Here is a 23567-nt window from a genome sequence, read left to right as displayed (position 1 = left end):
CAGCACAAACGCCGGCGCTGCCCGTCTCCGGGCAGCGCCCGCCCTTGACCTCTTACCCGGCTGATGGAAGCCTGTGAACATTGCGGTGGACCTCAAGCAACGGGGCGGCTCCTCCCGGGAGCACACCCACCGCCGGCCACACACAGAGGCGGCGCGAATGCGAGCTATGGTGTACCGCGGCCCGTACAAGATCCGGGTTGAAGAAAAAGACATTCCAAAGATCGAGCATCCCAATGACGCGATTGTCCGGGTGACCACCGGCGCGATCTGCGGCTCGGACCTTCACCTATACCACGGCATGATGCCGGACACCCGGGTGGGCACCACGTTCGGCCACGAATTCGTGGGGGTGGTGCACCAGGTGGGTTCCTCAGTGCAGAACCTGATTCCCGGGGACCGCGTCATGGTCCCGTTCAACGTCTATTGCGGCTCGTGCTGGTTCTGCTCCCGCGGCCTCTACTCCAACTGCCACAACGTCAACCCGAACGCTACGGCGGTGGGCGGCATCTACGGCTACTCGCACACCTGCGGAGGGTACGACGGCGGCCAGGCTGAGTTCGCGCGGGTGCCGTTCGCGGACGTGGGGCCCAGCAGGATCCCGGACTGGATGGATGAAGAGGACGCCGTGCTGCTCACCGACGCCCTGCCCACGGGCTACTTCGGTGCCCAGTTAGGCGACATTGTGGAAGGTGACACCGTGGTGGTGTTCGGCGCCGGCCCGGTGGGGCTTTTCGCAGCGAAGTCTGCATGGCTGATGGGCGCCGGCCGTGTGGTCGTCGTCGACCATCTGGACTACCGGCTGGACAAGGCCCGAAGCTTCGCCCACGCCGAGACGTTCAACTTTGCCGAGTACGACGACATCGTGGTGCACCTGAAGAAGGAAACCGACTTCCTGGGCGCCGACGTCGTCATTGATGCTGTGGGGGCCGAGGCGGACGGAAACTTCCTGCAGCACGTCACGGCGTCCAAGCTGAAACTGCAAGGCGGCTCCCCGGTGGCACTGAACTGGGCCATCGACTCGGTCCGCAAGGGCGGAACGGTATCGGTGGTGGGCGCCTACGGGCCCATCTTCAGCGCCGTGAAATTCGGTGATGCCGTGAACAAGGGCCTGACGCTGCGGATGAACCAGTGCCCCGTGAAACGGCAGTGGCCGCGCCTGTTCGAGCACATCCGGAACGGGTACCTGAAGCCCAGCGACCTGGTGACGCACAGGATCCCGCTGGAGCACATTGCCGAGGGATACCACCTGTTCTCGGCGAAGCTGGACAACATCGTCAAGCCCCTGATCATCTCCGCGACTGCCTGAAAGCCGAGTGCATCCCTATGACCGAACCGGCAACCCCGTACACGGCAGGAAGGTCTGCCACACCGGAAGACTCCGTGGCCCTGCGCGCCCGCATCCCAGGCTGGGGCGTCGACCTGGACCCCAAGGACCGGCCCTCGTTTCCCCGGGAACAGCCCGGGATCGCAACCGGAGCGCACTGGAGGTTCCCGGACCGCCAGCCTGAGGAACAGCCCCGGGAACGGTCAATCGAGCACGCGATGCTGACACCGGCGTTCGGCACCTCTGTCCCGCTCAAGGGGGCCTCCGGCGCCATCCGCCGATACGCCTACCGCAGGTTCAGTGAAGGCCGCGCGGCGCACTGGCTGCTGCTCATTGCCGCGGACCGGGTGGATGCCTGGGAGAACCACCTTGCGTCCTTCGCCTCCCTCCGCCCGGACAACCCCGTGACCGAAACCGGGATCGGCAGCGAGCTCCCCGGGAAGGGATTCGCATCCAGGAGAACCGGGAATCGCGTTGACGTGAACCACTCATGGATGGATCCGGTGGTCGTGGCGGGGCCATGGGTGCTGCTGGCCGGACTCGGTGCCGCGGGCGTGCTGCGGACCTTTCGGGGACGGCGGCAAGGTCAGGAGCAATTACGTCACGCCATAGTTTCGTAATTCATGTGAACCTCGTCACTTAAAGCGCTTTCCTGCTTGGTGCTTAGGTTTGCCTACCCTACAGTTTCCTGACATAGGCACTCTTTTCGGGTGCCCATCAGGACTTAGGTTTACGCAGACTTTTCCCCACGAAAGCAGCCTCAATGAAGATCCGCAACAGCGCGCTGGCAGGCATCGCACTCGCCGCCACCGCAGCTCTCGGCCTGACCGCCTGCGGCGGCGGCACTCCCGCCGGCGACAGCTCCTCCGCCGCTTCCAACGGTGCCGCGTCCGGCGAGATTACCGTCTACAACGCGCAGCACGAGAGCCTCACCCAGGAATGGGTGGACGCCTTCACGGCGGAAACCGGCATCAAGGTGACCCTGCGCCAGGGTGACGACACGGAGATGTCCAACCAGATCATCCAGGAAGGCCAGGCGTCCCCCGCCGACGTGTTCCTGACCGAAAACTCCCCCGCCATGACGCAGGTGGAGAACGCCGGGTTGTTCGCCGACGTCAACAAGGACACCCTGGCCCAGGTCCCCGCCGAGTTCTCGCCGTCCACCGGCAAGTGGACGGGCATCGCGGCCCGGTCCACCGTCCTGGTGTACAACAAGACCAAGGTCACCGAGGACCAGCTCCCCAAGTCCATGCTTGACCTGGCCAACCCGGAGTGGAAGGGCCGCTGGGCCGCCTCGCCCACCGGCGCCGACTTCCAAGCCATCGTCTCCGCGCTGCTGGAACTCAAGGGCGAGTCCGCCACCGCGGACTGGCTCAAGGCGATGAAGGACAACTCCAAGGCCTACAAGGGCAACAGCACCGCCATGAAGGCAGTCAACGCCGGCGAGGTCGACGCCGCGCTGATCTACCACTACTACTACTATGGCGACCAGGCCAAGACCGGCGAGAACTCCAACAACGTCACGCCGTACTACTTCAAGAATGAGGATCCGGGCGCGTTCCTGTCGGTCTCCGGCGGCGGTGTGCTCAAGTCCTCCAAGAACGCGGCCGCTGCGCAGGCATTCCTGAAGTTCATCACCGGCAAGAAGGGGCAGGAAGTCCTGAAGAACGGAACCTCCTTCGAATACGCCATCGGCTCCGACGTGCCGGCCAACGACAAACTGGTTCCCATCAAGGACCTGCAGGCCCCCAAGGTGGATGCCGCAAAGCTCAACTCCCAGAAGGTCTCCGACCTGATGACCCAGGCCGGACTCCTCTAATTCCGTGACCACCGATCTATCGGCTCCCGCCAGGCGGAGCACGACGACGGCGGGCAGGGGCAACAGCCCCCGCCCGCCTTTCGGCGTTTCCGCGGTGTCCGTGCTGGCGGTGCTGATCGCCCTTTTCTCGCTCGTCCCGCTGGGGTACGTGGCCTATATGACGGTGGCGACCGGGTGGGATACCGCCGTCGCCCTCATTATGCGGCCCCGCGTGGGCGAACTGCTGGTGAACACGCTGCTCCTGATGGCAGCCACCATCCCGCTGTGCCTGCTGCTGGGAGTGGCGGGCGCCTGGCTGGTGGAGCGGACGAACCTGCGGGGCCGCCGGGTCTGGGCCGTACTGCTGGCCGCGCCGCTGGCCGTGCCGGCGTTCGTCAACAGCTATGCCTGGGTTTCGGCCGTGCCGTCGCTGGGCGGCCTGGGTTCGGGGATCCTCATTTCCACCCTGTCCTACTTCCCGCTGGTCTACATTCCGGCGGCCGCCACCCTGAGCAGGCTGGACCCGGCCATAGAGCAGTCCGCCGCCGCCCTGGGGCTGGGCGCCTGGCGGGCCTTCTTCCGGGTGGTGCTCCCGCAACTCCGGATTGCCCTGACGGGCGGGGCACTGCTGGTGGGGCTGCACCTGCTCGCCGAATACGGCGCCTTTGCCATGATCCGGTTCGATACCTTCACCACCGCGATCATGACCCAGTACCGGTCCACCTTCAACGGCGCCGCCGGGAACATGCTGGCCAGCGTGCTGGTGTTCTTCTGCCTGCTCCTGCTGGTGGCGGAGGTCCGCAGCCGCGGTACCGCCCGCTACGCGCGCATTGGTTCCGGTGTGCAGGCGAAGGCACTGCGGCTGCCGCTGCACGCCTACCAGGTTCCCGCCCAGGTCTTCCTGCTGGCGCTCACCGCCCTGGCGTTCGGCCTCCCTCTGTACTACGTGCTGAAATGGATCGTGGCCGGCGGGGCGGACATCTGGACGGCCTCCGAGTTCCTTCCGGCCCTCCTGGCCACGTTCTGGTACGGGCTGGTCGGAGCAGCAGCCACAGTAGTGGTGGCCTTCCCCATGGCGTACCTTGCGGTCCGGAAGCCGGGCTGGTTCAGCAAGTCCCTGGAACTGTCCAACTACGTCACGAGCTCCATGCCGGGCATCGTGGTGGCGCTGGCGTTCGTCACGGTCAGCATCCGCGTGATGCCCGGGATTTACCAGACGGCCGGAGTGCTGGTGGCCGCGTACGTGCTGCTGTTCCTCCCCCGGGCCCTGGTGAACCTCCGGGCCGGGCTGGCCCAAGCCCCCAAGGAACTGGATGAGGCAGCCCAGGCGCTGGGCAAGCCGCCGCTGGCGGCCTTCATCCGCGTTACCCTGCGGCTCACCGCACCCGCCGCGGCGGGCGGTGCGGCCCTGGTGTTCCTGGCCATCGCCAACGAACTGACCGCCACCTTGCTCCTGTCCCCCAACGGCACCAAGACCCTGGCCACCGAGTTTTGGAGCAAGAGCAGCGAGATCGATTATGCGGGCGCTGCGCCCTACGCCCTGCTGATGATCCTGCTTTCCGCACCCATGACCTATCTCCTCTTCCAACAGTCCAAGAAAGTAGCCGGACAGTGACAGCACCATCGACCCGCCGGCTGCCCGAGCCCCGGGTGGCACCTTCCGTGGCGGCAACCACCAACAGCCACCTGCAGATCACGGACGTCACCAAGAACTTCGGATCACAGGCGGTCCTGAAGGGCGTCAACCTGTCCGTGGCCAAGGGTGGAACCACCGCCATCGTGGGGCCGTCCGGCTCCGGCAAGACCACCCTGCTGCGCCTCATCGCCGGCTTTGAACATCCGGACACCGGGAGCATTTCCCTGAACGGAACCCTCGTGGCCGGCGAAGGCGCGTGGCTGCCGGCGCACAAACGGCAGATCGGGTACGTGGCCCAGGACGGCGCCCTGTTCCCGCACCTGACCGTCGGCCAGAACGTTGCCTTCGGCCTCAACCCGGCCAAGCTTGAGGGTGGCCGCCGTGCCGTCGCCGCCCGCGTGGCGGAGCTGTTGGAAATGGTGTCGCTGGACGCGTCCATGGCCAAGCGGCGGCCGCATCAGCTCTCCGGGGGCCAGCAGCAGCGTGTTGCCCTGGCCCGGGCGCTGGCGCGCGAACCGGAGCTGATGCTCCTGGACGAACCCTTCTCCGCCCTGGACGCCGGCCTCCGCGTGGCCACCCGGCGCGCCGTGGCCAAGGTCCTGGCCGAGGCCGGGGTCACCACCATCCTGGTGACGCATGACCAGGCCGAGGCCCTTTCGTTCGCTGACCAGGTGGCCGTGATGCGCGGCGGCAAGCTTGCCCAGATCGGCAACCCGTTCGTGGTGTACACCCGCCCCGCGGACCGGGCCACCGCCGAGTTCCTTGGCGATGCCGTCATCCTGGACGCCTGGTTGGAAGGGTCGCTGGCCACCTGCTCGCTGGGCGGCATCCCGGTGCGCAGGCCCCCGGCCCAGGGACGGGTGCAGCTCATGCTCCGGCCGGAACAGATCCGCATCGCCGAGGACGGGCCCATCCGCGGCGTTGTGGTGGACACGGACTACTTCGGACCGGAGACTACTGTCCGGCTGAAACTGAACGTGCCCCAGGAAGTGGCCGAGCACGCCGACCACCGCTACCCCGGCGGCGGCGAAGTGATCACCATCAGGCACTGGAACGCGTCGATTGCACGGCCCGGGATGGAGCTGTGCCTGCGGGTTGTGGGCGAAGCGGTCGCCTTCCCCGTGGAGGACTGACTGCCCGCCGCGCCCTGCGACGGATCAGAGGCTTGTCCGCATATCCGAACCTTCAGGGCACGGATACGCGAACAAGCTTCTGACCGAGGCGCGCGCCGCTGGCTGACACAGAAAAAACACTGCGCCGAAACACTCCGGCAACCTGTCCACGGCAAGCTGTGCTTACGGGGATACAACAGCAGGAGGCAGCCCATTATGGAGGCACAAGGAATACGTACCGCCCAGCTTCGCATCGGGGACGAAATCGAGGCGTGGCACCGGGGCAGGCTCTTCCACAAAGGCCGGGTGACCGACGTCGTCCCGGCCCTTGAATTGTTCTGGATCCTGGACGCGCGGACCGGCACCCGCAAGCTGCTGGACCCGGAGGCCCTGGAGATCCGCCACGTCGAGGCTCCCGTGAAGCTGAAAGCTCCGGGCAAACCGCTCGCTACGGCCTAGAGCCGGCGGCGCTTCCTGTTCACGTGCTTCAGGTGCGCTCCTGGTAGACGTCCGGGACGCCGTCGTGGTCCGAATCCACTCTTTCGAGTTCTTCGGCGAGCCGGTACTGACGGTTGCGGGTGCGCAGCACGGCGGTTGCAAGCAGCGCGGCGAGCAGTGACGCGGCCAGGATGCCCACCTTGGCGTGGTCGTCGTGCAGGCTGCCGTGGCCGAAGCTCAGCTCTGCCACCAGCAGAGAGACGGTGAACCCGATCCCTGCAAGCAGGGATACACCAAACACGTCGATCCATTTGAAGGAGCTGTCCAGGGTGGCCCTGGTGGCTTTTGTCAGGATCCAGGTGGTGGCCAGGATGCCAATGGGCTTGCCCAGGACCAGGCCAAGGATGATGCCCAGCGCCACGGGGTCAGCCAACGCCTTGCCCAGGCCCTCCCAGCCGCCCACTGCCACGCCCGCGGAGAAGAACGCGAAGATCGGAACGGCCACACCGGCGGAAATGGGCCGGAACCGATGCTCGAAAATTTCAGCCAGCCCGGGACCTGCCCCGGGTCCGCCTGACGCCTGCGACCTGATCACGGGGATGGCGAAGCCCAGGAGCACCCCGGCCACGGTGGCATGGATGCCGGAGGCGTGCACCAGCGCCCACGTCACGGCGCCCAGCGGCAGCAACACGAGCCAGGCGGCGGGAGCATGCTGGCCAAAGAACCGGCGGAATTTCTGTGCCAGGAAGGCGTAAATGGCCAGGGGTATGAGCGCCAGCAGCAGGGGCGTGACCTGGATGTCGCTGGAGTAGAAGAACGCGATGATGGTGATGGCGATCAGGTCATCCACCACCGCGAGCGTCAGCAGGAAGATCCGCAGGGCGCTGGGCAGGTGGGAACCGATGATCGCCAGGACGGCAACGGCAAACGCGATATCGGTAGCGGTGGGAATGGCCCAGCCGCGCAGTGTCTCAGGACTGGCAAGATTGACGACGGCGTAGATCACCGCCGGGACGGCAACGCCTCCCACGGCGGCGGCCACCGGAACGATCGACTTGCTGATCTGGCGCAGGTCGCCCGCCACGAACTCGCGCTTGAGCTCCAGCCCCACCAGGAAGAAGAAGATGGCCAGCAGGCCGTCCGCCGCCCACGCCCCGAGGCTCAGTTCAAGGTGCCACGGCTCGTAGCCCACCTTGAGGTCGCGGAGGGCAAAGTAGCTCTCCGACGCCGGGGAGTTGGCCCAGATGAGCGCGATGACCGCAGCTGCGACCAGGAGGGCACCGCCCACGGTTTCCTTGCGGAGGATCTCCCCTATGCGGAGGGCCTCGGCGTAGCTGCCGCGAGAAAAGACGGTGGAACCGAAAAACCTGTTCCGGCTGGGGGTGGGCGGGGTGGAGTTCATCCAGGCGTCCTTAAATCCGGGTTCGACAAAGCCATGCCGACCAGACTTCCCGGCGCACCTCCCTCCATCCTACGGGAAGGGCTTAACCGGCGCGGCGGCCCCCGACCCGGTCGGGCCGGCCGTTCAGCTGAATGGCCCGCACTGCCCGGTCCAGGTATGTCCGCGCCTCCGGTGAATTGGCAAGCTGCACCAGTTCCGCTGCCACCACCACCAGCTTGACGTTCCGGTGGCTGCTGGTGCTGACCAGCATCCGGAAGGCCTCATCGGAGCCGAGTTTCAGCTGGCCCATGAGGATGCCCCGGGCCTGGTCGATCACGGTCCGCGTGGCCGTGGCCCCTGCCACGGCGTCCCGCGCCGCCTGTTCGGTTTCGCGCTGCAGCGTCCGGCTGAGGTCCACCGTGACGCCCTCCAGTGCAATCACCGACCCGTCCCCGTCCAGGAATCCCTCGCCTGTGGTGAGCACGCGCCGGGTCTTGCCCCGGGCATCGACGATCCGGTGATACATGCAGAAGAACCCGCCGTTGCGGGACACCTGCTCGACGATTTCCTCGCACCGGTCCCGGTCCTCCGGGTGCTTGTGGGCAAAGAGCAGTTCCAGACTGGGAACCACCTCGCCGCGCTGGTAGCCGTGGAGCCGGAACATTCCATCCGACCACTGCAGGGCCGGGCCTTCGGGGCCAAAATCCAACCGGAACGTCCCGGCGTCGTTGTCACTGTCCCCAAGGACACTGGAATACGTGTACAAGTCGCTGAGCTCCGCCACCGGACTACCTCCCCTGGACGGGCCGGCCCCCCGCGGGCCGGCGTTGTCCTCGCCCATTAAGTATGGCCGTCCGCGGAAACAGAAGGTAGTGCGGGAAACCACATGGACTCCCGGCCAGGATGATATAGGGACACTTGACCAATATACCCCCTAGGGGTATATTGGCGGTGTTGTCAGTGAAGTGGTATGTCCCGGCTGGTGTTCCCCACCGCCTTCACAGCCGTTCAGCCCCAGCACGGAATGATCCCCTATGGATTGGAACTGACATGAACACCGGGAACCGGCAAGAAGCCCACCATCATCAGGATCCCGACAGCAACCAGCCTGTTGGCGGAATGCTGACCCACCCCCCGGCCCATGCTGCCGGACACGGGACCCACACCGGCCACGGCGGTGACGACCATACGGTCCATAGCCACGGCCAGCATGCCGGTCACAGCACGGCCATGTTCAAGGACAGGTTCTGGCTCACGCTGGCCCTTGCCGTTCCGGTGGTCTACTTCAGCCCCATGATGGCCCACCTCCTGGGCTATATGCCGCCGGAATTCCCCGGAGCCGCCTGGATCCCGCCGGTCCTGGGCACGGTCATCTTCCTCTACGGCGGCCAGCCCTTCCTCAAGGGCGGCCTGCAGGAGCTCAAGGACCGCGCGCCGGGAATGATGCTGCTGATCGGCATGGCCATCACGGTGGCGTTCGCCGCGTCCTGGGTTACCAGCCTGGGGATCGGCGGCTTCGACCTGGACTTCTGGTGGGAGCTGGCGCTGCTGGTGGCCATCATGCTGCTGGGCCACTGGATCGAGATGCGCGCCCTCGGCTCGGCGCAGGGCGCCCTGGACGCCCTGGCCGCGCTGCTGCCGGACGAGGCTGAGCGCATCACGGATGACGGCACCGAAACCGTACCCGTTTCCGCGCTGAGCCCGGGCGACCTGGTCCTGGTCCGACCCGGCGCCCGCATGCCGGCGGATGGGAACGTGCAGGACGGGCAGGCCGAGTTCGACGAGTCAATGATCACCGGCGAATCCAAAACCGTCACGCGGGGCGCCGGCGATCCCGTGGTGGCCGGAACGGTGGCCACTGACAGCAGCGTCCGCGTGCTGGTCACGGCCGTGGGTGACCAGACCGCCCTGGCCGGTATCCAGCGGCTGGTGGAGGAAGCACAGGCATCGTCATCCCGCGCCCAGGCCCTGGCGGACCGTGCCGCGGCATTCCTCTTCTACTTTGCCGCGGGCGCGGGGGTCCTGACCTTCATCGCGTGGACGCTGCTGGGAAGCGTTCCCGACGCCGTCACCCGCACTGTCACGGTGCTGGTGATCGCCTGCCCGCACGCCCTCGGACTGGCCATCCCGCTGGTAATCGCCATCTCCACCGAACAGGCGGCCCGGGCCGGGGTGTTGATCAAGAACCGGATGGCCCTGGAACGCATGCGCACCATCGACGTGGTCCTGTTCGACAAGACCGGGACCCTGACCACCGGGGAGCCGGAGCTGAAGGACATAGCCGTGGCTGAAGGTGCCGACCCCGACGCCGTCCTGGCCCTGGCCGCCGCCGTCGAATCCGACAGCGAGCACCCCGTGGCGCGGGCCATCGTGCGCGCCGCCAAGGCACGGCACCTGGCGCTGCCCGAAGCCACGGGCTTCACCTCGCTGACGGGCCGCGGCGTCCGGGCCGGCGTGGACGGCCGCACGGTACACGTTGGCGGACCAGCGCTCCTGCGCGAGCTCGGCGCCGTCGAACCCGCCACGCTGGCGGACAGCACCAGGGTTTGGATGAACCGCGGAGCGGCCGTGCTGCACGTGGTCGACGGCGGCAAAGTCCTGGGTGCCGTAAGCATGGAGGACGCTGTACGGCCCGAGTCGCGGCAGGCGGTGTCAGCCCTGCAGCGGCGCGGCATCAAGGTGGCTATGGTGACCGGCGACGCCCACCAGGTGGCCCAGGCCGTGGCGGCGGACCTGGACATCGACGAGGTGTTCGCCGAGGTCCTGCCCGCTGACAAGGACAAGAAAGTGGCCGAGCTGCAGTCCCGCGGGCTGAAGGTGGCCATGGTGGGCGACGGCGTCAACGATTCCCCCGCACTGGCCCGCGCCGAGGTGGGCATCGCCATCGGCGCCGGAACCGACGTCGCGGTGGAATCCGCCGGCGTAGTGCTGGCCGGAAACGATCCACGCGCGGTGCTGTCCATGGTGGACCTGTCCCGGGCCAGCTACCGGAAAATGTGGCAGAACCTGGTCTGGGCCACCGGATACAACATCCTGTCCGTGCCGCTGGCCGCCGGCGTCCTGGCCTTTGCCGGTGTGGTCCTCTCGCCAGCGGCCGGGGCCGTGCTGATGTCCGCATCCACGGTTGTGGTGGCCCTGAACGCCCAACTCCTCCGGCGCCTGAAACTGAACCCCTCAGAGGTACGTTGACCCTCCGGTCCATTCGCGCCATGGCGTCCCTCCTCCGCCGGGCCTGGCTGCTTGCGGGCGTCCTGGCCGTGATCGCAGGGCTGCTGGGAATGCATGTGCTGACCGCCGGACACGCGTCCCACGGGTCCGGTTCGCACAGTTCCCTTGCCCACAGCGCCGTTGCCCAGTGCGCCGTTGCCGGCCGCGGCCCGGCACCTGGGGCACCTGCCCCGCATGACGCCGTCGGGCATTCTGCCGGTGCGGACCATGCGGGTGGGCTGGCCGCACTGGCCCTGGCTGCTGCCGACATCTGCGGCAGTCCGTGCCCTCTGGCCCGGGAGCCCGGGAGCCCGGGAGCCCGGGGCACAGTGCGTCCCGTCTGCGCCCAGCGCCCCGCAGACGGGACATCCGCCGGAGGCAACCCAGGCCGTCCTGCGGTTACTGCATCCGGTCAGCAGCCCCGGCCCCGCCTACGGCTACCTTCCGCCCAGTCCCACGCCGTGCGACCTGTCCATCAGCCGGACGTAAGCCGAACTGCTCCAAATCCATCGGACCAGTTCCACTCCATCCTTGAAGGACAACCATGAACACCACCTTGAAAACCCTGTCCATTGCTGCTGCCCTGGCAGCCTCGCTGGGGCTCGCGGGATGCGCCGCCACCCCGGGCTCCGGCAACAGCATGCCCATGGACCACGGCAGCCCAGGCACCATGTCCAGTTCGATGCCTGCAGCCCCACTGGCGAGTACGGCGGCCGACCATAACCAGGCCGACGTCACGTTCGCGCAGATGATGATCCCGCACCACGCCCAGGCGGTGGAGATGAGCGGCATCATCCTGGCCAAGCCGGGCATGCCCGCAGGGCTGACCGCCCTGGCAACCAGGATCAAGGCGGCCCAGGCACCGGAGATCGAGCAGATGACCGGCTGGCTCACAGGCTGGAATGTGCCCACCATGATGGCTGACCACTCCGGGCACGGCATGTCCGGCATGGTGGACAACGCCGGCATCGACAAGCTCACCTCAGCCACCGGCACCGAGGCTGCGCGGCTGTTCCTGGAGCAGATGATCGGCCACCACGAGGGCGCCATCGACATGGCACAGCAGGAGATCAGTGCCGGCAGGTTCCCGGAAGCGGTAAAGCTGGGCCATGACATCGTGGACGCCCAGCAGGCGGAGATCACCCAGATGAAGCAGCTCCTGGCCGCGCTCTGACCTGCACGCCTGGAAATGCCCGGCGCGGCGGCGGCACCCGGTCCGGGAAGCCGCTGCCGCGCCAATGCGTGTTAAGTTGAAAAGCACGGGTCCGAACGGATCAGCCGCCAGCTGGGAAAAGAGAAACCTCCTTGGACACTTCCGCTCCAGTACGAATCCTTACCGTCTGCACCGGAAACATCTGCCGGTCACCGGTGGCCGAACGGCTGCTGCAGGCCGGACTCGACCAGGCGGTCCCGGGCGGTTTCCAGGTGGCGAGCGCCGGCACCCGCGCCCTGGTGGGCGAACCCATGCAGCCCATCTCGGCGGACATCGTGCGGACTTTCGGCGGCAACCCCGACGGGTTCGAGGCACGCCAGCTGACGCCCAAGGTCCTGCGCGGCGTGGACCTGGTCCTCACCATGACCTCGGGCCACCGCGGCGAGGTGCTCCAGCTGGATGCTTCCCTGCTCAAGCGCACCTTCACCATCCGGGAGTTCGCCAGGATGCTCGATGTCCTGCACACGCGGGAGGCTGAGGCGGACAGCCCGCCCGCCGCCGTCGTAGCCTCCCGGGGAGCAGCGTCCGACGGCGACGCCCGGCTCGCTGCCAATGCCGCCTTGTGGCGGAGCTTGCCGGCGAGGGCCGCGGGGGTGCGCCACCTCTCCCTTCCCGCCGATCCGGCGGACAACGACATCGTGGACCCGTACCGCCGCGCGCCCGAGGTGTACCGGGAGATGGAGGACCAGCTCGCCCCGGCGATCGTGTCCATCCTGCGCCATGCCCGGCTCAACGCACCGGCCGAGGGCCACGCGCCGAAGCCGGTGTAGGGCCGCGCCCGCTTCGTCCGCCCAGCCAGCCCGTGGCGCCGGCCCGTCCAGGTGACAGTTTGGATACGTCCGTAGCCAACAGGGGCCTGCGGGACGGACACTAATCCCACCAGTCACAATGAGGTGGAGGCGTCATGAGCATCCCAGGCGGTTCTGATCCATCCGGGCCCGGCGGCGGAAACCCCGGTGCCCGGCAACCGGGCCCAGCCGGTTCCGGCCGGCCTGCGTGGATCCTTGCCTTGGGCCGGCGCCGCTGGATCGCCGCATTGCTGGCGCTGGTGCTGGTGGTGGCCGCCGGAGTCGCGGTCTTCAGCCTGAACCGGGCCGGCCAGGAAGCGCAGCCGGCAGCCACCCAGACCCAGTCGCCCAGCGAGACCCCCACCCCCACGCCGACCCCGACGCCGTCCGAGACTCCCCCGCCGGCCCCTGCTCCTCCGCCCCCACCTGCGCCGATCCCGGACCTGCCCGCGGCCCCGATGAACATCCTGGTCATCGGCAGCGACACCCGCGACGTTCCCGCACGCGAGGCTGCTGCCCATACTGCGGCCACGGGTGAACCCTCCGACCAGCGGGCGGACACCCTCATGGTGGTCCACGTCCCTGCCGACAGGCGCAGCCTCTACCTCATCTCCATCAACCGCGACAACTGGGTGGACATCCCCGGTTTCGGCAGCGCCAAGATCAACGCGGGGCTGCAGTATGGCGGGATTGATCTGGAAACCGCCACGGTGCAGCAGTTGCTGGGAATCACCATCGACCACACGCTGATGCTGGACTTCGGCGGGTTCAAGATCCTGGTGGACGGCCTGGGCGGCATCGACGTCAACGTCCCCATAGCCTTCCAGTCCACGATCGACACCCAGCATGTTTTCAGCGCCGGCGTGAACCACCTCGATGGCCAGGCCGCGCTGGAGTTCTCGCGTGAGCGCCATGCCTTCACCGACGGTGACTTCCAGCGTGTCCGGGACCAGCAGATCATGCTTCGCGCCATCCTGTCCCGGCTCGCCGCGGGCGGTGCCCTGAATGACGTGAACGCGGTGCGGTCGCTGGTCGATTTTGCCTCCTGCTGCCTCACGGTGGACAGGGGCTTCGACCCCGTCCAGGCCGCAATGCTGGCCTACAGCCTGCGGAACCTAGATGTGAACGCCATCGGCACCATGACGCTTCCGACGGCGGGCTCCGGCTTCGTGGCCGGACAGTCCGTGCTGTTCCCGGACTATGGAGGAATCGCGGCGGTGGGCGCGGCCCTGAGGGAGGGCCGGATCGCCGACTTCGCGAAGCCCTAGCCACCACAACCTCCTGCTGTTCAGCGGCGCCTCACCCCTGGTTCACCCGGGCGCCAGAATGTGTGTGCCGGCCCGGGAAAGCCTGAGGGCATGACTCAGTCTTCCCAGGCAGGGGTATCCCGCCGCACCATCGTCAAGAGTTCCGTTCTCGCTGCCGCGCTGGCGTCCGTCCCCGCCGCCAACGCTTCGGCAGCCCCTGCACCGTCCGGCATTGCCCTGGTGCGCAACCGGCTCACACTCCCAAGCGGCATCGCCACGGGCGATGTCACCTCCGATTCCGCCGTGCTCTGGTCCCGCGCCTCGGGCGCCGGGCGGATGACGGCGGTCCTGCGGGCAGTGGACGACGGCGGCCAGGTCCTGCGCGGGCGCGGGGCCTTTGAGCGGGTCCTCCGCGGCCCCCGGGCGACCCAGGCGTCCGACTTCACCGCCAAGATCCACGCCGGGAACCTGCCGTCCAACACCCGCTTCGCGCTGGAGATCAGCTTCGAGGACGACGGCGGCGCGGCCGGTGAGACGGTCAGCGGCACCTTCCGCACGGCACCTGATGCCGGGACGGTCAACGGCGCGGGCCGCATCGGCGACACCAGCAACGGCGGTGAGGTCCCGGCGTCGTCAGCGCAAAGCTTTGTGTGGACCGGTGACACCGCGGGCCAGGGGTGGGGCATCAACGAAGAGATCGGCGGCATGCGCGGCTACCGGGCCATGCACCAGACCCGCCCGGACTTCTTTATCCACTCCGGCGACACCATTTACGCCGACGGCCCTATCGCCGAAACCGTGGTGGAAAAGGACGGGCAGGTGTGGCGGAACCTGGTCACGGAAGAGGTGTCCAAGGTTGCCGAGACGCTCACCGAGTTCCGCGGCCGGCACCGCTACAACTCCATGGACGCCAACATGCGGGCCCTGTTCGCGGACGTGCCGGTGATCGCGCAGTGGGATGACCACGAGACGCACAACAACTGGTACCCCGGCCAGATCCTGGATGACTCCCGCTACACGGTGCGGAACGTCAATACCCTCGCCGCCCGCGGCCGGCAGGCCTGGCAGGAGAACATGCCCATCGCGGACAGTTCGGCCATCTGGCGTCCGGGAACATTCGACGACGCCGGCACGTACCAGCCGGCCCGCATCTACCGGAAGATCTCGCGCGGCCCCCAGCTGGACATTTTCTGCCTGGACATGCGCACGTACAAGTCCCCCAACACCGACGGCAGGGAACCCTACGCCACCGCCATCCTGGGCCAGGAGCAGGTGGACTGGCTGGTCAGCGAGGTCAGCAAGTCCAAGGCGACGTGGAAGGTGATCGCCAACGACCTCCCGCTGGGCGTCGTGGTTCCGGACGGCCCGGTGAACCAGGAGAGCCTGTCCAACCGCGACGCCGGCGCCCCCTTGGGCCGTGAGCTGGAGCTCGCCGGGGTGCTCAGCGCCTTCAAGCGCAACGGCGTGAAGAACACGGTGTGGCTGACCGCGGACGTGCACTACTGCGCCGCACACCACTACTCCCCGGAGCGGGCCGCCTTCACCGACTTCGACCCGTTCTGGGAGTTCGTGGCGGGCCCCATCGCGGCAGGATCGTTCGGCCCCAACGCGATGGACGGCACGTTCGGCCCTGAGGTGGTGTTCTCCAAGACCGGGCGTTTTGCGGGCGAGTCCCCGCGCGACGGCGAGAACCAGTTCTTCGGGCACGTCCAGCTGGGTGAGGACAACAGCTTCACCGTGAGCCTCCGCAACGCCAACGGCGGCACGGTGTTCTCCAAGGTCCTGACCCCCGAACGGTAGTTTCGGCACGTTATTTCCCACCGCCCCTGGGTACGCCCTTGATAGTTGTCCTGCATTCGGCACGGCATTTGCGGCCCGGTATTTCGGCAAGGTATTTCGGTGAGGACGGGGTGTTTCTTGAAGGGTAATTCAGCGAACGACGACGGCCTGACGGAGGCGGTCGAGCAGGCCGGGGCAGTGGAGCTGCTGCTGATCCGGCATGGCGAGAGCGAAGGCAACGTGGCCGCCACGGAAGCCCGGGAGGCCGGCGTTGAGGTCATCCCCGTCCCGGCCCGCGACGCGGACGTGAACCTCTCCGGGACCGGAAGGGAGCAGGCCACGGCGCTGGGTGTTGCCCTGGGCCGGGCCGCCCCGGAGTTCCGTCCGGACGCGGTGGTCTCTTCCCCCTACGCCCGCGCCCGGCAGACCGCCGAAATTGCGGTGGAAACAGCGGGCTGGCCGCTGCAGGTGCGCACCGACGAACGTCTCCGGGACCGTGAGCTTGGCATCCTGGACCGTCTGACCCGGCTCGGGGTGGAGAACCGCTACCCCGAGGAGTCCGAGCGCCGGGACTGGCTGGGCAAGCTGTATTACCGGCCGCCAGGGGGCGAATCGTGGGCGGATGTGGCGCTGCGGCTGCGCTCTGTCCTGGCCGAGCTGAACAACCTCGGCATGGGCCAGCGGGTGATGCTGGTGTGCCACGACGCGGTGATCATGCTGTTCAGGTATGTCCTGGAAGGGCTCAGCGAGAAGGAACTGCTGGACCTTGCAGCCAGTGAAGCCATCCTCAACGCCTCGGTGACCCGGTTCGTCCGCCCCGCCGGCGCGGGACCGTGGACGCTGGAGAGCTTCAACGTTGCCGACCACCTGGCGGAACAGGGCGTCGCCGTCACCGAGCACGCCGGAGACACCAGTGTCCGGCCGCGGTGAGCCTTCCGGCGCCACCCTCGTAACGCCGTCGCTCCTGCGGCAGTGGCCGCTGCCGGCGCCGGGCGGGGACAAGTATTCGCGGGGATCGGTGCTGGTGGTGGGCGGAGCCCGGGCAACGCCCGGTGCTGCCCTCCTGGCCGGGACGTCGGCGCTGCGGGCGGGGGCCGGGAAGCTCACGCTGGCGGTGGCCGAGTCCGTGGCCGTGCAGCTGGGTGTGGCGCTGCCCGAATGCGGTGCAGTGGGCCTTCCCGAGACCGCCGGCGGCTCAGTGAAGGCGGAACTGGACCGGATGTCCAGCTACCTGGACCGGGCGGACACCGTCCTGGTGGGGCCAGGGCTCGATGATCCAGATCTTGCCAGGGACCTGTTGGAAGCCATGCTCCGCCGCGAGGCAGGCCGGGACCGCGCTTCAGAGGGAGGTTCCGGCGACGGCGGTGGCAGCACGGGAGGCGCCGCCATCGTCCTTGACGCCTATGCCCTGGGCGCCCTGGTGCCGCTGGAAGACCGGCTGGACCCCTGGCGCGGCCGGCTCATCCTCACGCCGAACCCCACCGAAGCCGGGATCCTGCTGGGACGGGACGTGGATGACCTGGAAAAGGACCTCGCCGAGATCTCGTCCCGGTTCGACGCCGTGGTCAGTTGCCAGGGTTTGATCACCCAGCCTCCCGGCCTGGAGCCGGAGGAACCGGATCTGTGGAAGATCACCACCGGCTACGGCGGCCTGGGCACCTCCGGCAGCGGCGATGTCCTGGCCGGAGCCATCGCCGGGCTTCGGGCCCGCGGCACCAGCAGCACCCAGGCGGCCTGCTGGGGCACCCACTTGCACGCGGCCGCGGCCGACCGGCTCGCCAGCCGGCTGGGGCCGCTGGGATTCCTGGCCCGCGAACTTGCGGACGAACTCCCCGCACTGATGCTGGAGTTCAGCGTCTGACTCCCTGCCCCGCCTTTGCAGTCCCCGGACACGTGGATGGCCCCCGGCCGAAGCCGGGGGCCACCGTGACGGGAGGTTGGGCCTAAGCTGCCGGTGCGCTGTCTGGCGCTGTGGCGTGCACAGAATGGCGATTCGCCCCAAAAAAGGCAGTCAACAGATCTGGCCGGCTCCCGGGCCTGCGTTGAAACTAAGCGGCGATTTCCTGCTTTGCCCCCTTCGTCTCGATCTCAATCTTGCGCGGCTTGGCCTTTTCGGCGACAGGGATCCGCAGCGTCAGGACACCGGCGTCGTAGCTGGCCTTCACATTCTCGGTATCAAGCGTGTCGCCGAGGATCAACTGGCGGCTGAAGACGCCGCGCGGCCGCTCAGCGGCAATGAGTTCGGTGTCCTTGCCCGTGGGATCGGGCCTCTCGGCCCGGACCGTCAGGACATTCCGTTCAACATCCAGTTCAACCGAATCAACCGCTACGCCGGGCAAATCGAAGGCCACGACGAACTCCTGGTCCTCACGCCATGCATCCATTGGCATCGCCGCCGGGCGTGCTGCCGTGCCGAGGACCTGCTGGGCCAGCCTGTCCAGCTCGCGGAACGGATCGGTTCGCATCAACATGGCTTCCCTCCTCGTAAGAGATGGTCCAACACAGTTTCCTTATCAGCCGATCTGTAGTGGCTGATATAGATTTTTTAGCACTGCAGGGAGAGGTCTTCAAGGGCTCAGGCAAGGATTTTTGGAAGATTTTCCGGCCCCGCCAGGACGTGGAAAAGGGGCCTTCCGGCCAGTGCGGGTGCACGGGCCGGAAGGCCCCTTGGAGGCCCGATGCCGGGTCAGTCCCGGGTGGGATCGGGCCGAAGCGGTGCGGGCCCGGGGTCCGGGACGGGCAGCGGCCCCGGCGACGGTGGTGCGGGGAACGGGTTCGGCGACGGCGGGCCGGGCGGGCGTGGCTGGGTGGGATCCGGCGATGTGGGCCCCGGACCGGGTTCAGGCGGAAACGGCTCGGGTTCGTGCACTGGCGGGATGGTCATGGAACTTCCCCTCTCACGCTGGGCGGATGTGCCTTGAACTGAACAGAATACGCCTGCCGTCGATCCGCAACCAGCCTCCCCCTCCCCTGTTGCTCCATCAGTTTCGGTCCCTAAACACCGGTCTTGGGAGCCATAAGTGATGGAGCATCGCGACGGCGGGAGGTGGCCACCGTGCGCAGCGTTCAGTCCCCGGCACCCACCAGCCGGAGCCACGACGCCAGCTCGCGCGGGTCCGCCTCCCCGCTGCGGTAGCCGATATACCCGTCGGGGCGGACCGCCACCACGCCCCGCCCGGGGTGGCTGGTGAGCCGGTGGACGTGGACCAGCGGCGGACTTGCCACCGCAGCCAAGGTGGCGCCGGCGCCCAAGGTGCCCGGCCCGGCGTCGCGCTCGAAGAACACGTGGATGCCCGGTACGGAGGTCAGTTCGTGCAGGCGGACCACCCGTCCGGCGACGGACACGGGCCCGTCCGGCAGCCGCTCCCCCGGCTGCGGCCAGCGGCCGGCCCGGGGCCTGCGGTCACGGGATATGGCGCTGCCGTGGTAGTTCACGAACGGCTGGGCCAGCAGCCTGATGCCTTTGGAGGTGAGCCACCGCCGGCGCAGCAGCAACGGCAGCACCGGTGCGAATGCGGGCAGGACGTTCCGGGCCAGCCGGGCCACCGGATGTGGTGAGGCCTCGCCGAAGAAGATCACGTGCGTGAGTGCCAGCACCCGCCGGGCCGCCAGCCGCCGCTCCTGCCCGTAGGTGTCCAGCAGCTCGGGGAGGGGCCTGCCCGCCGACGACGCGAAGCCCAGCTTCCAGCCGAGGTTGAGGGCATCGAGGATGCCGTTGTTCATGCCCTGGCCGCCGGCGGGAGAGTGGGCGTGCGCAGAATCCCCGGCCAGGAATACGGGGCTGGCACCAAAAGTGCTGGCGATCCGGTGCTGCAGCGGAATCTGCGCCGACCAGCGCACATCGCTGACCGCAGCGCCCAGTCCCGATTCCCCCACCAGGCGGGCCACTTCCTCCGCCGCAACGGGTGGACCCAGCTGGCCGAACCGGGCTCCCGGCGTCGGGGCGGCGGGGCGGGTTGCGAGCATCCGCCAGGTGGCGCCCTCGCCCAGCGCGAAGAGGAAGAGCAGCCCGGCAGCCCCGACGGCCACGTGCAGCAGCCCCTGGTCCAGGGATTCATCCAGTTCAAGGTCGGCCATGACGGCTTCCACCCCGTAGGGGCCGCCGCGCCACTGTGCACCGGTCAGGCCGCGGACGGTGCTGGACTGCCCGTCGCAGCCGGCCAGGAACCGGGACACGTGGCGCTCCGGCAGGTTGGGGCCCGGGCCGCCGGCCGGATGCAGGTCCGCGTGCACCAGGCCCCGCCCGGCAGTCAGCGCTGGTTCATGCTGGAACCCACGGAATTCCACGCCCCAGTCCACCGGCACGCCCCTGGCCTGCAGCGCCCGGCAGAGAACGTCCTCGACGTCGGCCTGCCGGACCAGGGTCAGGTGCGGGAAGGCCGTGTCCGGGAGGTCCGCGTGGCCCAGCCGGGCTTCGACGACGTGCCGGCCCAGGTGGATGCGTGCTTCGGGCGTCGTGTCGGCGCGGTTGAGCAGCTCATCGGTTACCCCCAGCGGACGCAGGCCCTCCAGCGCCCTGGCATGCAGCATCATGGCCCGGGACGGACGGGCCTGGTGCGGGCGCCGGTCCACTACCCGGACTGCCGCACCGTGCGCGTGTGCCTGGAGGGCTGTGGTCAGCCCGGCGGGACCCGCGCCGACCACCAGGACGTCGCTGTCCGTCGTCGTGCCTTGCCCGGGTGCCATGGGCTGCGGACGCTAGTTGTGGTCGAGGAGACGCCACCAGGCGTGGTCCGCCTGGGCAGCAGGCTGCATCCGGGCGGGGTTGGCGAGCACCTCGTCGCGGCGCAGCCCGGGAAGCACCTTGTAGCTGATGGAGCCGGGGACGCTGACCAGTTCCAGGACCCGCCACAGGGCGGAAGCGTACTTCCGGGCGCGTTCGGCGCCGTCCCATTCATACAGCCCGCGGTAGGCGCCGAAGGTGTCGTGGGCGCACCAGAGCTTGGAGACAAACCCCGGGAACCCCACGAAGAGCGGAGTGTTCAGGAGGCTCTCCGCCTCGAACAGGCGATGCGCGCGGCCGCGGACCAGCCTGAGCGTGAAAGCGACCACCAGGACGCAGGGCTCGGCGGGCTGTCGGTCCACGGCGGTCTCGCGATAGACCCGTGCAGTGCTTCCGTCGGCGAACCGCAGCACCCGGCCCACGTTGTGTTTCGGAAGATGGACCTGCCGGCGCACCAGCATGGCACAGGACGCTCCCGCGCAGCGGGCAACCGCCAGCCATGCCTTGGCCCGGGGAGCCGGTCCGGATTCGACGGTCATGGCGTCTCCTTTCCTCTCAACGCCCTTCCAGCCTGACCGGCAGCGGAGCCCGGACCCAGAGTCTTTCGCCCTTTTCGCCTACCCCCGTAGCGAACGGCCTGCAGGGTTGGCGGAGGGGGTCTATATATTGAATCCATGACCTCCACTTCCCTGCAGGATTCCACCGGTACGGCTGTCCCGGTCCCCCCGGTTGCCAAGAAGATCCCCACTGAACGCACGCACCACGGGGAGACGTTCGTGGACAGCTACGAATGGCTGCGGGACAAGGAATCCCCGGAGGTGGTGGAGCACCTGCGGGCCGAAAACGCGTACCAGGAAGCCGTCACCGCGCACCAGGAGCCGCTCCGTGAGGCCATCTTCCAAGAGATCAAGGGCCGCACCCAGGAAACCGATCTTTCCGTCCCGCACCGGAAGGACGGCTGGTGGTACTTCAGCCGCTCGGCCGAGGGCAAGGAATACGGCATCCACTGCCGCGTAAAGGCTCAGGACACCGGAGACAAGGTGGCCGACTGGACTCCTCCTGCCGTTGAGCCCGGGGTGGAAATTCCCGGCGAGGAGATCCTGCTGGACGGCAACGTGGAGGCCGAAGGCAAGCCCTTCTTTTCGGTGGGCGGCACCGCCGTCACCGTCGACGGCACGCTCTACGCCTACGCCGTGGACAACTCCGGCGATGAACGGTTCACCCTGCACATCAAGGACCTGTCCACGGGCGAACTGCTGCCGGACGTCATCGAGAACATCTTCTATGGGGTCTCCTTTTCCCCGGACGGCAGCCGCCTTTTCTACACCGTTGTTGACGACTCGTGGCGGCCCTACCAGGTGACGTCCCACGTACTGGGCACGCCGGTGGCCGAGGACCAGGTGGTTTACCAGGAGGACGACGCCGCCATGTGGCTGGGCTTCGAGCTCTCCGCCGACCGGCGCCACCTGGTGTTGGGCATCGGCTGCTCGGAGTACAGCGAGACCCGGCTGCTGCGCTTCGACGACCCCGAACAGGCCGTCACCACAGTGATCTCCAGGAACGAACGCATCCTCTACGAAGCAGAGCCCTTCCTGCTGGACGGTGAGGAAAAAATCCTGCTCACGCACAACCGCGGGGCCATCAACTCCATGGTCTCCCTGGTGGACCCGGCAGAGCTGCTCAAGCCGCTAACGGAACAAACCTGGCAGACCGTCGTCGAGCATTCCGACGACGTCCGCGTCAACGGCGCGGGCGTCACCGCCACGCACCTCATCGTGTCCATCCGCAAGGACACGATCGAACGCGTCCAGGTGATGGGGCTGGCCGGCCTGGGCACCCCCGCCCAGCAGTCACCGGTGGAACCGGCCTTCGACGAGGAGCTGTACACCGCAGGCGTCGGCGGATCGGACTACGAAGCCCCGGTGATCCGGCTGGGCTACACCTCCTACTTCACGCCGTCGCGCATCTACGACTTCGTGCTTCCCACGCCGGAGCAGCGGGCCGGCGAGCTGCTGCTCCGCAAGGAAAGCCCGGTCCTGGGCGGCTATGACGGCAGCGACTACGTGGCCACCCGGGAGTGGGCCACCGCCGGCGACGGCACGCGCATCCCGCTTTCGGTGCTGCGGCACAAGGCCGTGAAACAGGATTCGACGGCGGCGGGCCTGGTCTACGGGTACGGCTCCTATGAGATGAGCATGGATCCCGGCTTCGGCATCGCCCGCCTGTCGCTGCTGGACCGCGGCGTGGTGTTCGTGATTGCACACATCCGCGGCGGCGGTGAACTGGGCCGGCATTGGTACGAGGACGGCAAGAAGCTCACCAAGAAGAACACCTTCTCCGACTTTGTGGACGCCACCGACTGGTTGGCACGCTCCGGCTGGGTGGATCCTGCCCGGATCGCGGCCCTGGGCGGCTCCGCCGGCGGGCTCCTCATGGGCGCCGTGGCCAACATGGCCCCGGACAAGTACGCGGCCATCGTGGCGCAGGTGCCGTTCGTGGATCCCCTCACCAGCATCCTCGACCCGGATCTGCCGCTGTCCGCGCTGGAGTGGGAGGAATGGGGCAACCCCATCACGGATCCCCAGGCCTATGCGTACATGAAGTCCTACTCCCCGTACGAGAACGTGCGGGAGGTGGCCTACCCCAAGATCGCCGCCGTGACGTCCTTCAACGACACCCGGGTGCTGTACGTGGAACCGGCCAAATGGGTGCAGGAGCTGAGGAACAAGACCACGGGCTCCGAACCCATTGTGATGAAGATCGAGATGGACGGCGGCCACGGCGGCGCATCCGGCCGGTACGTCCAATGGCGCGAGCGCGCCTGGGACTACGCGTTCATCGCCGACGCCCTGGGCGCAACGGAACTGCTGCCCGGAGCAGGGTTGAAACAGGACTGAACCGTTCGGCGGCGGGCGTGTCCC

The 23567-nt window shown here is 67.9% G+C and carries 19 protein-coding genes; 14 read left to right on the top strand and 5 right to left on the bottom strand.

Annotated elements, in window-relative coordinates:
* The first annotated feature begins 157 nt into the window (after positions 1-157).
* The 6 genes from ACTJK0_RS03675 (at position 158) to ACTJK0_RS03650 (ending at position 6329) form a co-directional block, all read left to right on the top strand.
* Positions 158-1306, top strand: coding sequence for a zinc-dependent alcohol dehydrogenase (locus ACTJK0_RS03675; RefSeq protein ID WP_440744275.1), 1149 nt, complete (start codon positions 158-160; stop codon positions 1304-1306).
* A gap of 17 nt (positions 1307-1323) precedes the next feature.
* A complete protein-coding gene (locus ACTJK0_RS03670; protein WP_110541591.1) occupies positions 1324-1944 on the top strand; it encodes a hypothetical protein in 621 nt (206 codons plus the stop codon).
* Positions 1945-2087: 143 nt separating this feature from the next.
* Positions 2088-3143 (top strand): iron ABC transporter substrate-binding protein, encoded by a 1056-nt coding sequence (locus ACTJK0_RS03665; RefSeq protein WP_110541592.1) that lies wholly within the window; start codon positions 2088-2090, stop codon positions 3141-3143.
* 4 nt (positions 3144-3147) lie between these two features.
* A complete protein-coding gene (locus tag ACTJK0_RS03660; RefSeq protein WP_440744274.1) occupies positions 3148-4737 on the top strand; it encodes an ABC transporter permease in 1590 nt (529 codons plus the stop codon).
* Positions 4734-5891: an ABC transporter ATP-binding protein gene (locus tag ACTJK0_RS03655; protein ID WP_181422342.1), complete on the top strand. Its 1158-nt coding sequence runs from the start codon at positions 4734-4736 to the stop codon at positions 5889-5891. The genes ACTJK0_RS03660 and ACTJK0_RS03655 overlap by 4 nt, the downstream gene beginning before the upstream one ends.
* Before the next feature lie 195 nt (positions 5892-6086).
* Complete coding sequence (locus ACTJK0_RS03650) at positions 6087-6329, top strand: hypothetical protein (RefSeq protein WP_440744273.1); 243 nt, start codon at positions 6087-6089, stop codon at positions 6327-6329.
* A 28-nt stretch (positions 6330-6357) separates the two neighbouring features.
* Here ACTJK0_RS03650 and nhaA read toward each other — a convergent pair whose 3' ends face one another.
* A complete protein-coding gene (gene nhaA / locus ACTJK0_RS03645) occupies positions 6358-7710 on the bottom strand; it encodes a Na+/H+ antiporter NhaA (RefSeq protein ID WP_440744272.1) in 1353 nt (450 codons plus the stop codon).
* An 82-nt stretch (positions 7711-7792) separates the two neighbouring features.
* On the bottom strand, positions 7793-8473 hold the full coding sequence (locus ACTJK0_RS03640; protein ID WP_440744271.1) for a PAS and ANTAR domain-containing protein: 681 nt from the start codon (positions 8471-8473) through the stop codon (positions 7793-7795).
* Positions 8474-8739: 266 nt separating this feature from the next.
* Here ACTJK0_RS03640 and ACTJK0_RS03635 point away from each other — a divergent pair, with 266 nt between their 5' ends.
* The 7 genes from ACTJK0_RS03635 (at position 8740) to ACTJK0_RS03605 (ending at position 17784) form a co-directional block, all read left to right on the top strand.
* Entirely contained in the window at positions 8740-10878 is a 2139-nt protein-coding gene (locus tag ACTJK0_RS03635; protein WP_440744270.1) for a heavy metal translocating P-type ATPase, read from the top strand.
* A gap of 562 nt (positions 10879-11440) precedes the next feature.
* A complete protein-coding gene (locus ACTJK0_RS03630; RefSeq protein ID WP_440744269.1) occupies positions 11441-12070 on the top strand; it encodes a DUF305 domain-containing protein in 630 nt (209 codons plus the stop codon).
* 131 nt (positions 12071-12201) lie between these two features.
* Positions 12202-12879, top strand: coding sequence for an arsenate reductase/protein-tyrosine-phosphatase family protein (locus tag ACTJK0_RS03625; RefSeq protein ID WP_440744268.1), 678 nt, complete (start codon positions 12202-12204; stop codon positions 12877-12879).
* A 134-nt stretch (positions 12880-13013) separates the two neighbouring features.
* Complete coding sequence (locus ACTJK0_RS03620) at positions 13014-14165, top strand: LCP family protein (RefSeq protein ID WP_440744267.1); 1152 nt, start codon at positions 13014-13016, stop codon at positions 14163-14165.
* Between the two features lie 90 nt (positions 14166-14255).
* Positions 14256-15944, top strand: a complete 1689-nt coding sequence (locus ACTJK0_RS03615) for an alkaline phosphatase D family protein (protein WP_440744266.1) — start codon at positions 14256-14258, stop codon at positions 15942-15944.
* A gap of 117 nt (positions 15945-16061) precedes the next feature.
* A complete protein-coding gene (locus ACTJK0_RS03610) occupies positions 16062-16853 on the top strand; it encodes a histidine phosphatase family protein (protein WP_440744265.1) in 792 nt (263 codons plus the stop codon).
* Positions 16837-17784: an NAD(P)H-hydrate dehydratase gene (locus ACTJK0_RS03605; protein WP_440744264.1), complete on the top strand. Its 948-nt coding sequence runs from the start codon at positions 16837-16839 to the stop codon at positions 17782-17784. Before ACTJK0_RS03610 ends, ACTJK0_RS03605 begins: the two co-directional genes overlap by 17 nt.
* A gap of 187 nt (positions 17785-17971) precedes the next feature.
* Here the strand turns inward: ACTJK0_RS03605 and ACTJK0_RS03600 are convergent, their stop codons facing one another.
* From ACTJK0_RS03600 to ACTJK0_RS03590, 3 genes are all read right to left on the bottom strand, one after another.
* On the bottom strand, positions 17972-18394 hold the full coding sequence (locus ACTJK0_RS03600; protein WP_110541603.1) for an Hsp20 family protein: 423 nt from the start codon (positions 18392-18394) through the stop codon (positions 17972-17974).
* A gap of 595 nt (positions 18395-18989) precedes the next feature.
* A complete protein-coding gene (locus tag ACTJK0_RS03595; RefSeq protein WP_440744263.1) occupies positions 18990-20609 on the bottom strand; it encodes an FAD-dependent monooxygenase in 1620 nt (539 codons plus the stop codon).
* Between the two features lie 12 nt (positions 20610-20621).
* Complete coding sequence (locus ACTJK0_RS03590) at positions 20622-21185, bottom strand: hypothetical protein (RefSeq protein ID WP_440744262.1); 564 nt, start codon at positions 21183-21185, stop codon at positions 20622-20624.
* Between the two features lie 135 nt (positions 21186-21320).
* Between ACTJK0_RS03590 and ACTJK0_RS03585 the strand changes: the two genes are divergently transcribed.
* A complete protein-coding gene (locus ACTJK0_RS03585; protein ID WP_440744261.1) occupies positions 21321-23543 on the top strand; it encodes a S9 family peptidase in 2223 nt (740 codons plus the stop codon).
* The last annotated feature ends 24 nt before the right edge of the window (positions 23544-23567 follow it).

The sequence above is a fragment of the Paenarthrobacter sp. 22069 genome (genome assembly GCF_052046035.1).
GTDB lineage: Bacteria > Actinomycetota > Actinomycetes > Actinomycetales > Micrococcaceae > Arthrobacter.
This window is presented reverse-complemented; position numbering and strand designations above follow the sequence as displayed.

Coding starts and splice junctions, on each gene's coding strand:
- ACTJK0_RS03595 (WP_440744263.1), bottom strand. CDS start 20,609: ATGGCACCCGGGCAAGGCACGACGACGGACAGCGACGTCCTGGTGGTC.
- ACTJK0_RS03600 (WP_110541603.1), bottom strand. CDS start 18,394: ATGTTGATGCGAACCGATCCGTTCCGCGAGCTGGACAGGCTGGCCCAG.
- ACTJK0_RS03615 (WP_440744266.1), top strand. CDS start 14,256: ATGACTCAGTCTTCCCAGGCAGGGGTATCCCGCCGCACCATCGTCAAG.
- ACTJK0_RS03670 (WP_110541591.1), top strand. CDS start 1,324: ATGACCGAACCGGCAACCCCGTACACGGCAGGAAGGTCTGCCACACCG.
- ACTJK0_RS03650 (WP_440744273.1), top strand. CDS start 6,087: ATGGAGGCACAAGGAATACGTACCGCCCAGCTTCGCATCGGGGACGAA.
- ACTJK0_RS03585 (WP_440744261.1), top strand. CDS start 21,321: ATGACCTCCACTTCCCTGCAGGATTCCACCGGTACGGCTGTCCCGGTC.
- ACTJK0_RS03630 (WP_440744269.1), top strand. CDS start 11,441: ATGAACACCACCTTGAAAACCCTGTCCATTGCTGCTGCCCTGGCAGCC.
- ACTJK0_RS03635 (WP_440744270.1), top strand. CDS start 8,740: ATGAACACCGGGAACCGGCAAGAAGCCCACCATCATCAGGATCCCGAC.
- ACTJK0_RS03675 (WP_440744275.1), top strand. CDS start 158: ATGCGAGCTATGGTGTACCGCGGCCCGTACAAGATCCGGGTTGAAGAA.
- ACTJK0_RS03620 (WP_440744267.1), top strand. CDS start 13,014: ATGAGCATCCCAGGCGGTTCTGATCCATCCGGGCCCGGCGGCGGAAAC.
- nhaA (WP_440744272.1), bottom strand. CDS start 7,710: ATGAACTCCACCCCGCCCACCCCCAGCCGGAACAGGTTTTTCGGTTCC.
- ACTJK0_RS03665 (WP_110541592.1), top strand. CDS start 2,088: ATGAAGATCCGCAACAGCGCGCTGGCAGGCATCGCACTCGCCGCCACC.
- ACTJK0_RS03590 (WP_440744262.1), bottom strand. CDS start 21,185: ATGACCGTCGAATCCGGACCGGCTCCCCGGGCCAAGGCATGGCTGGCG.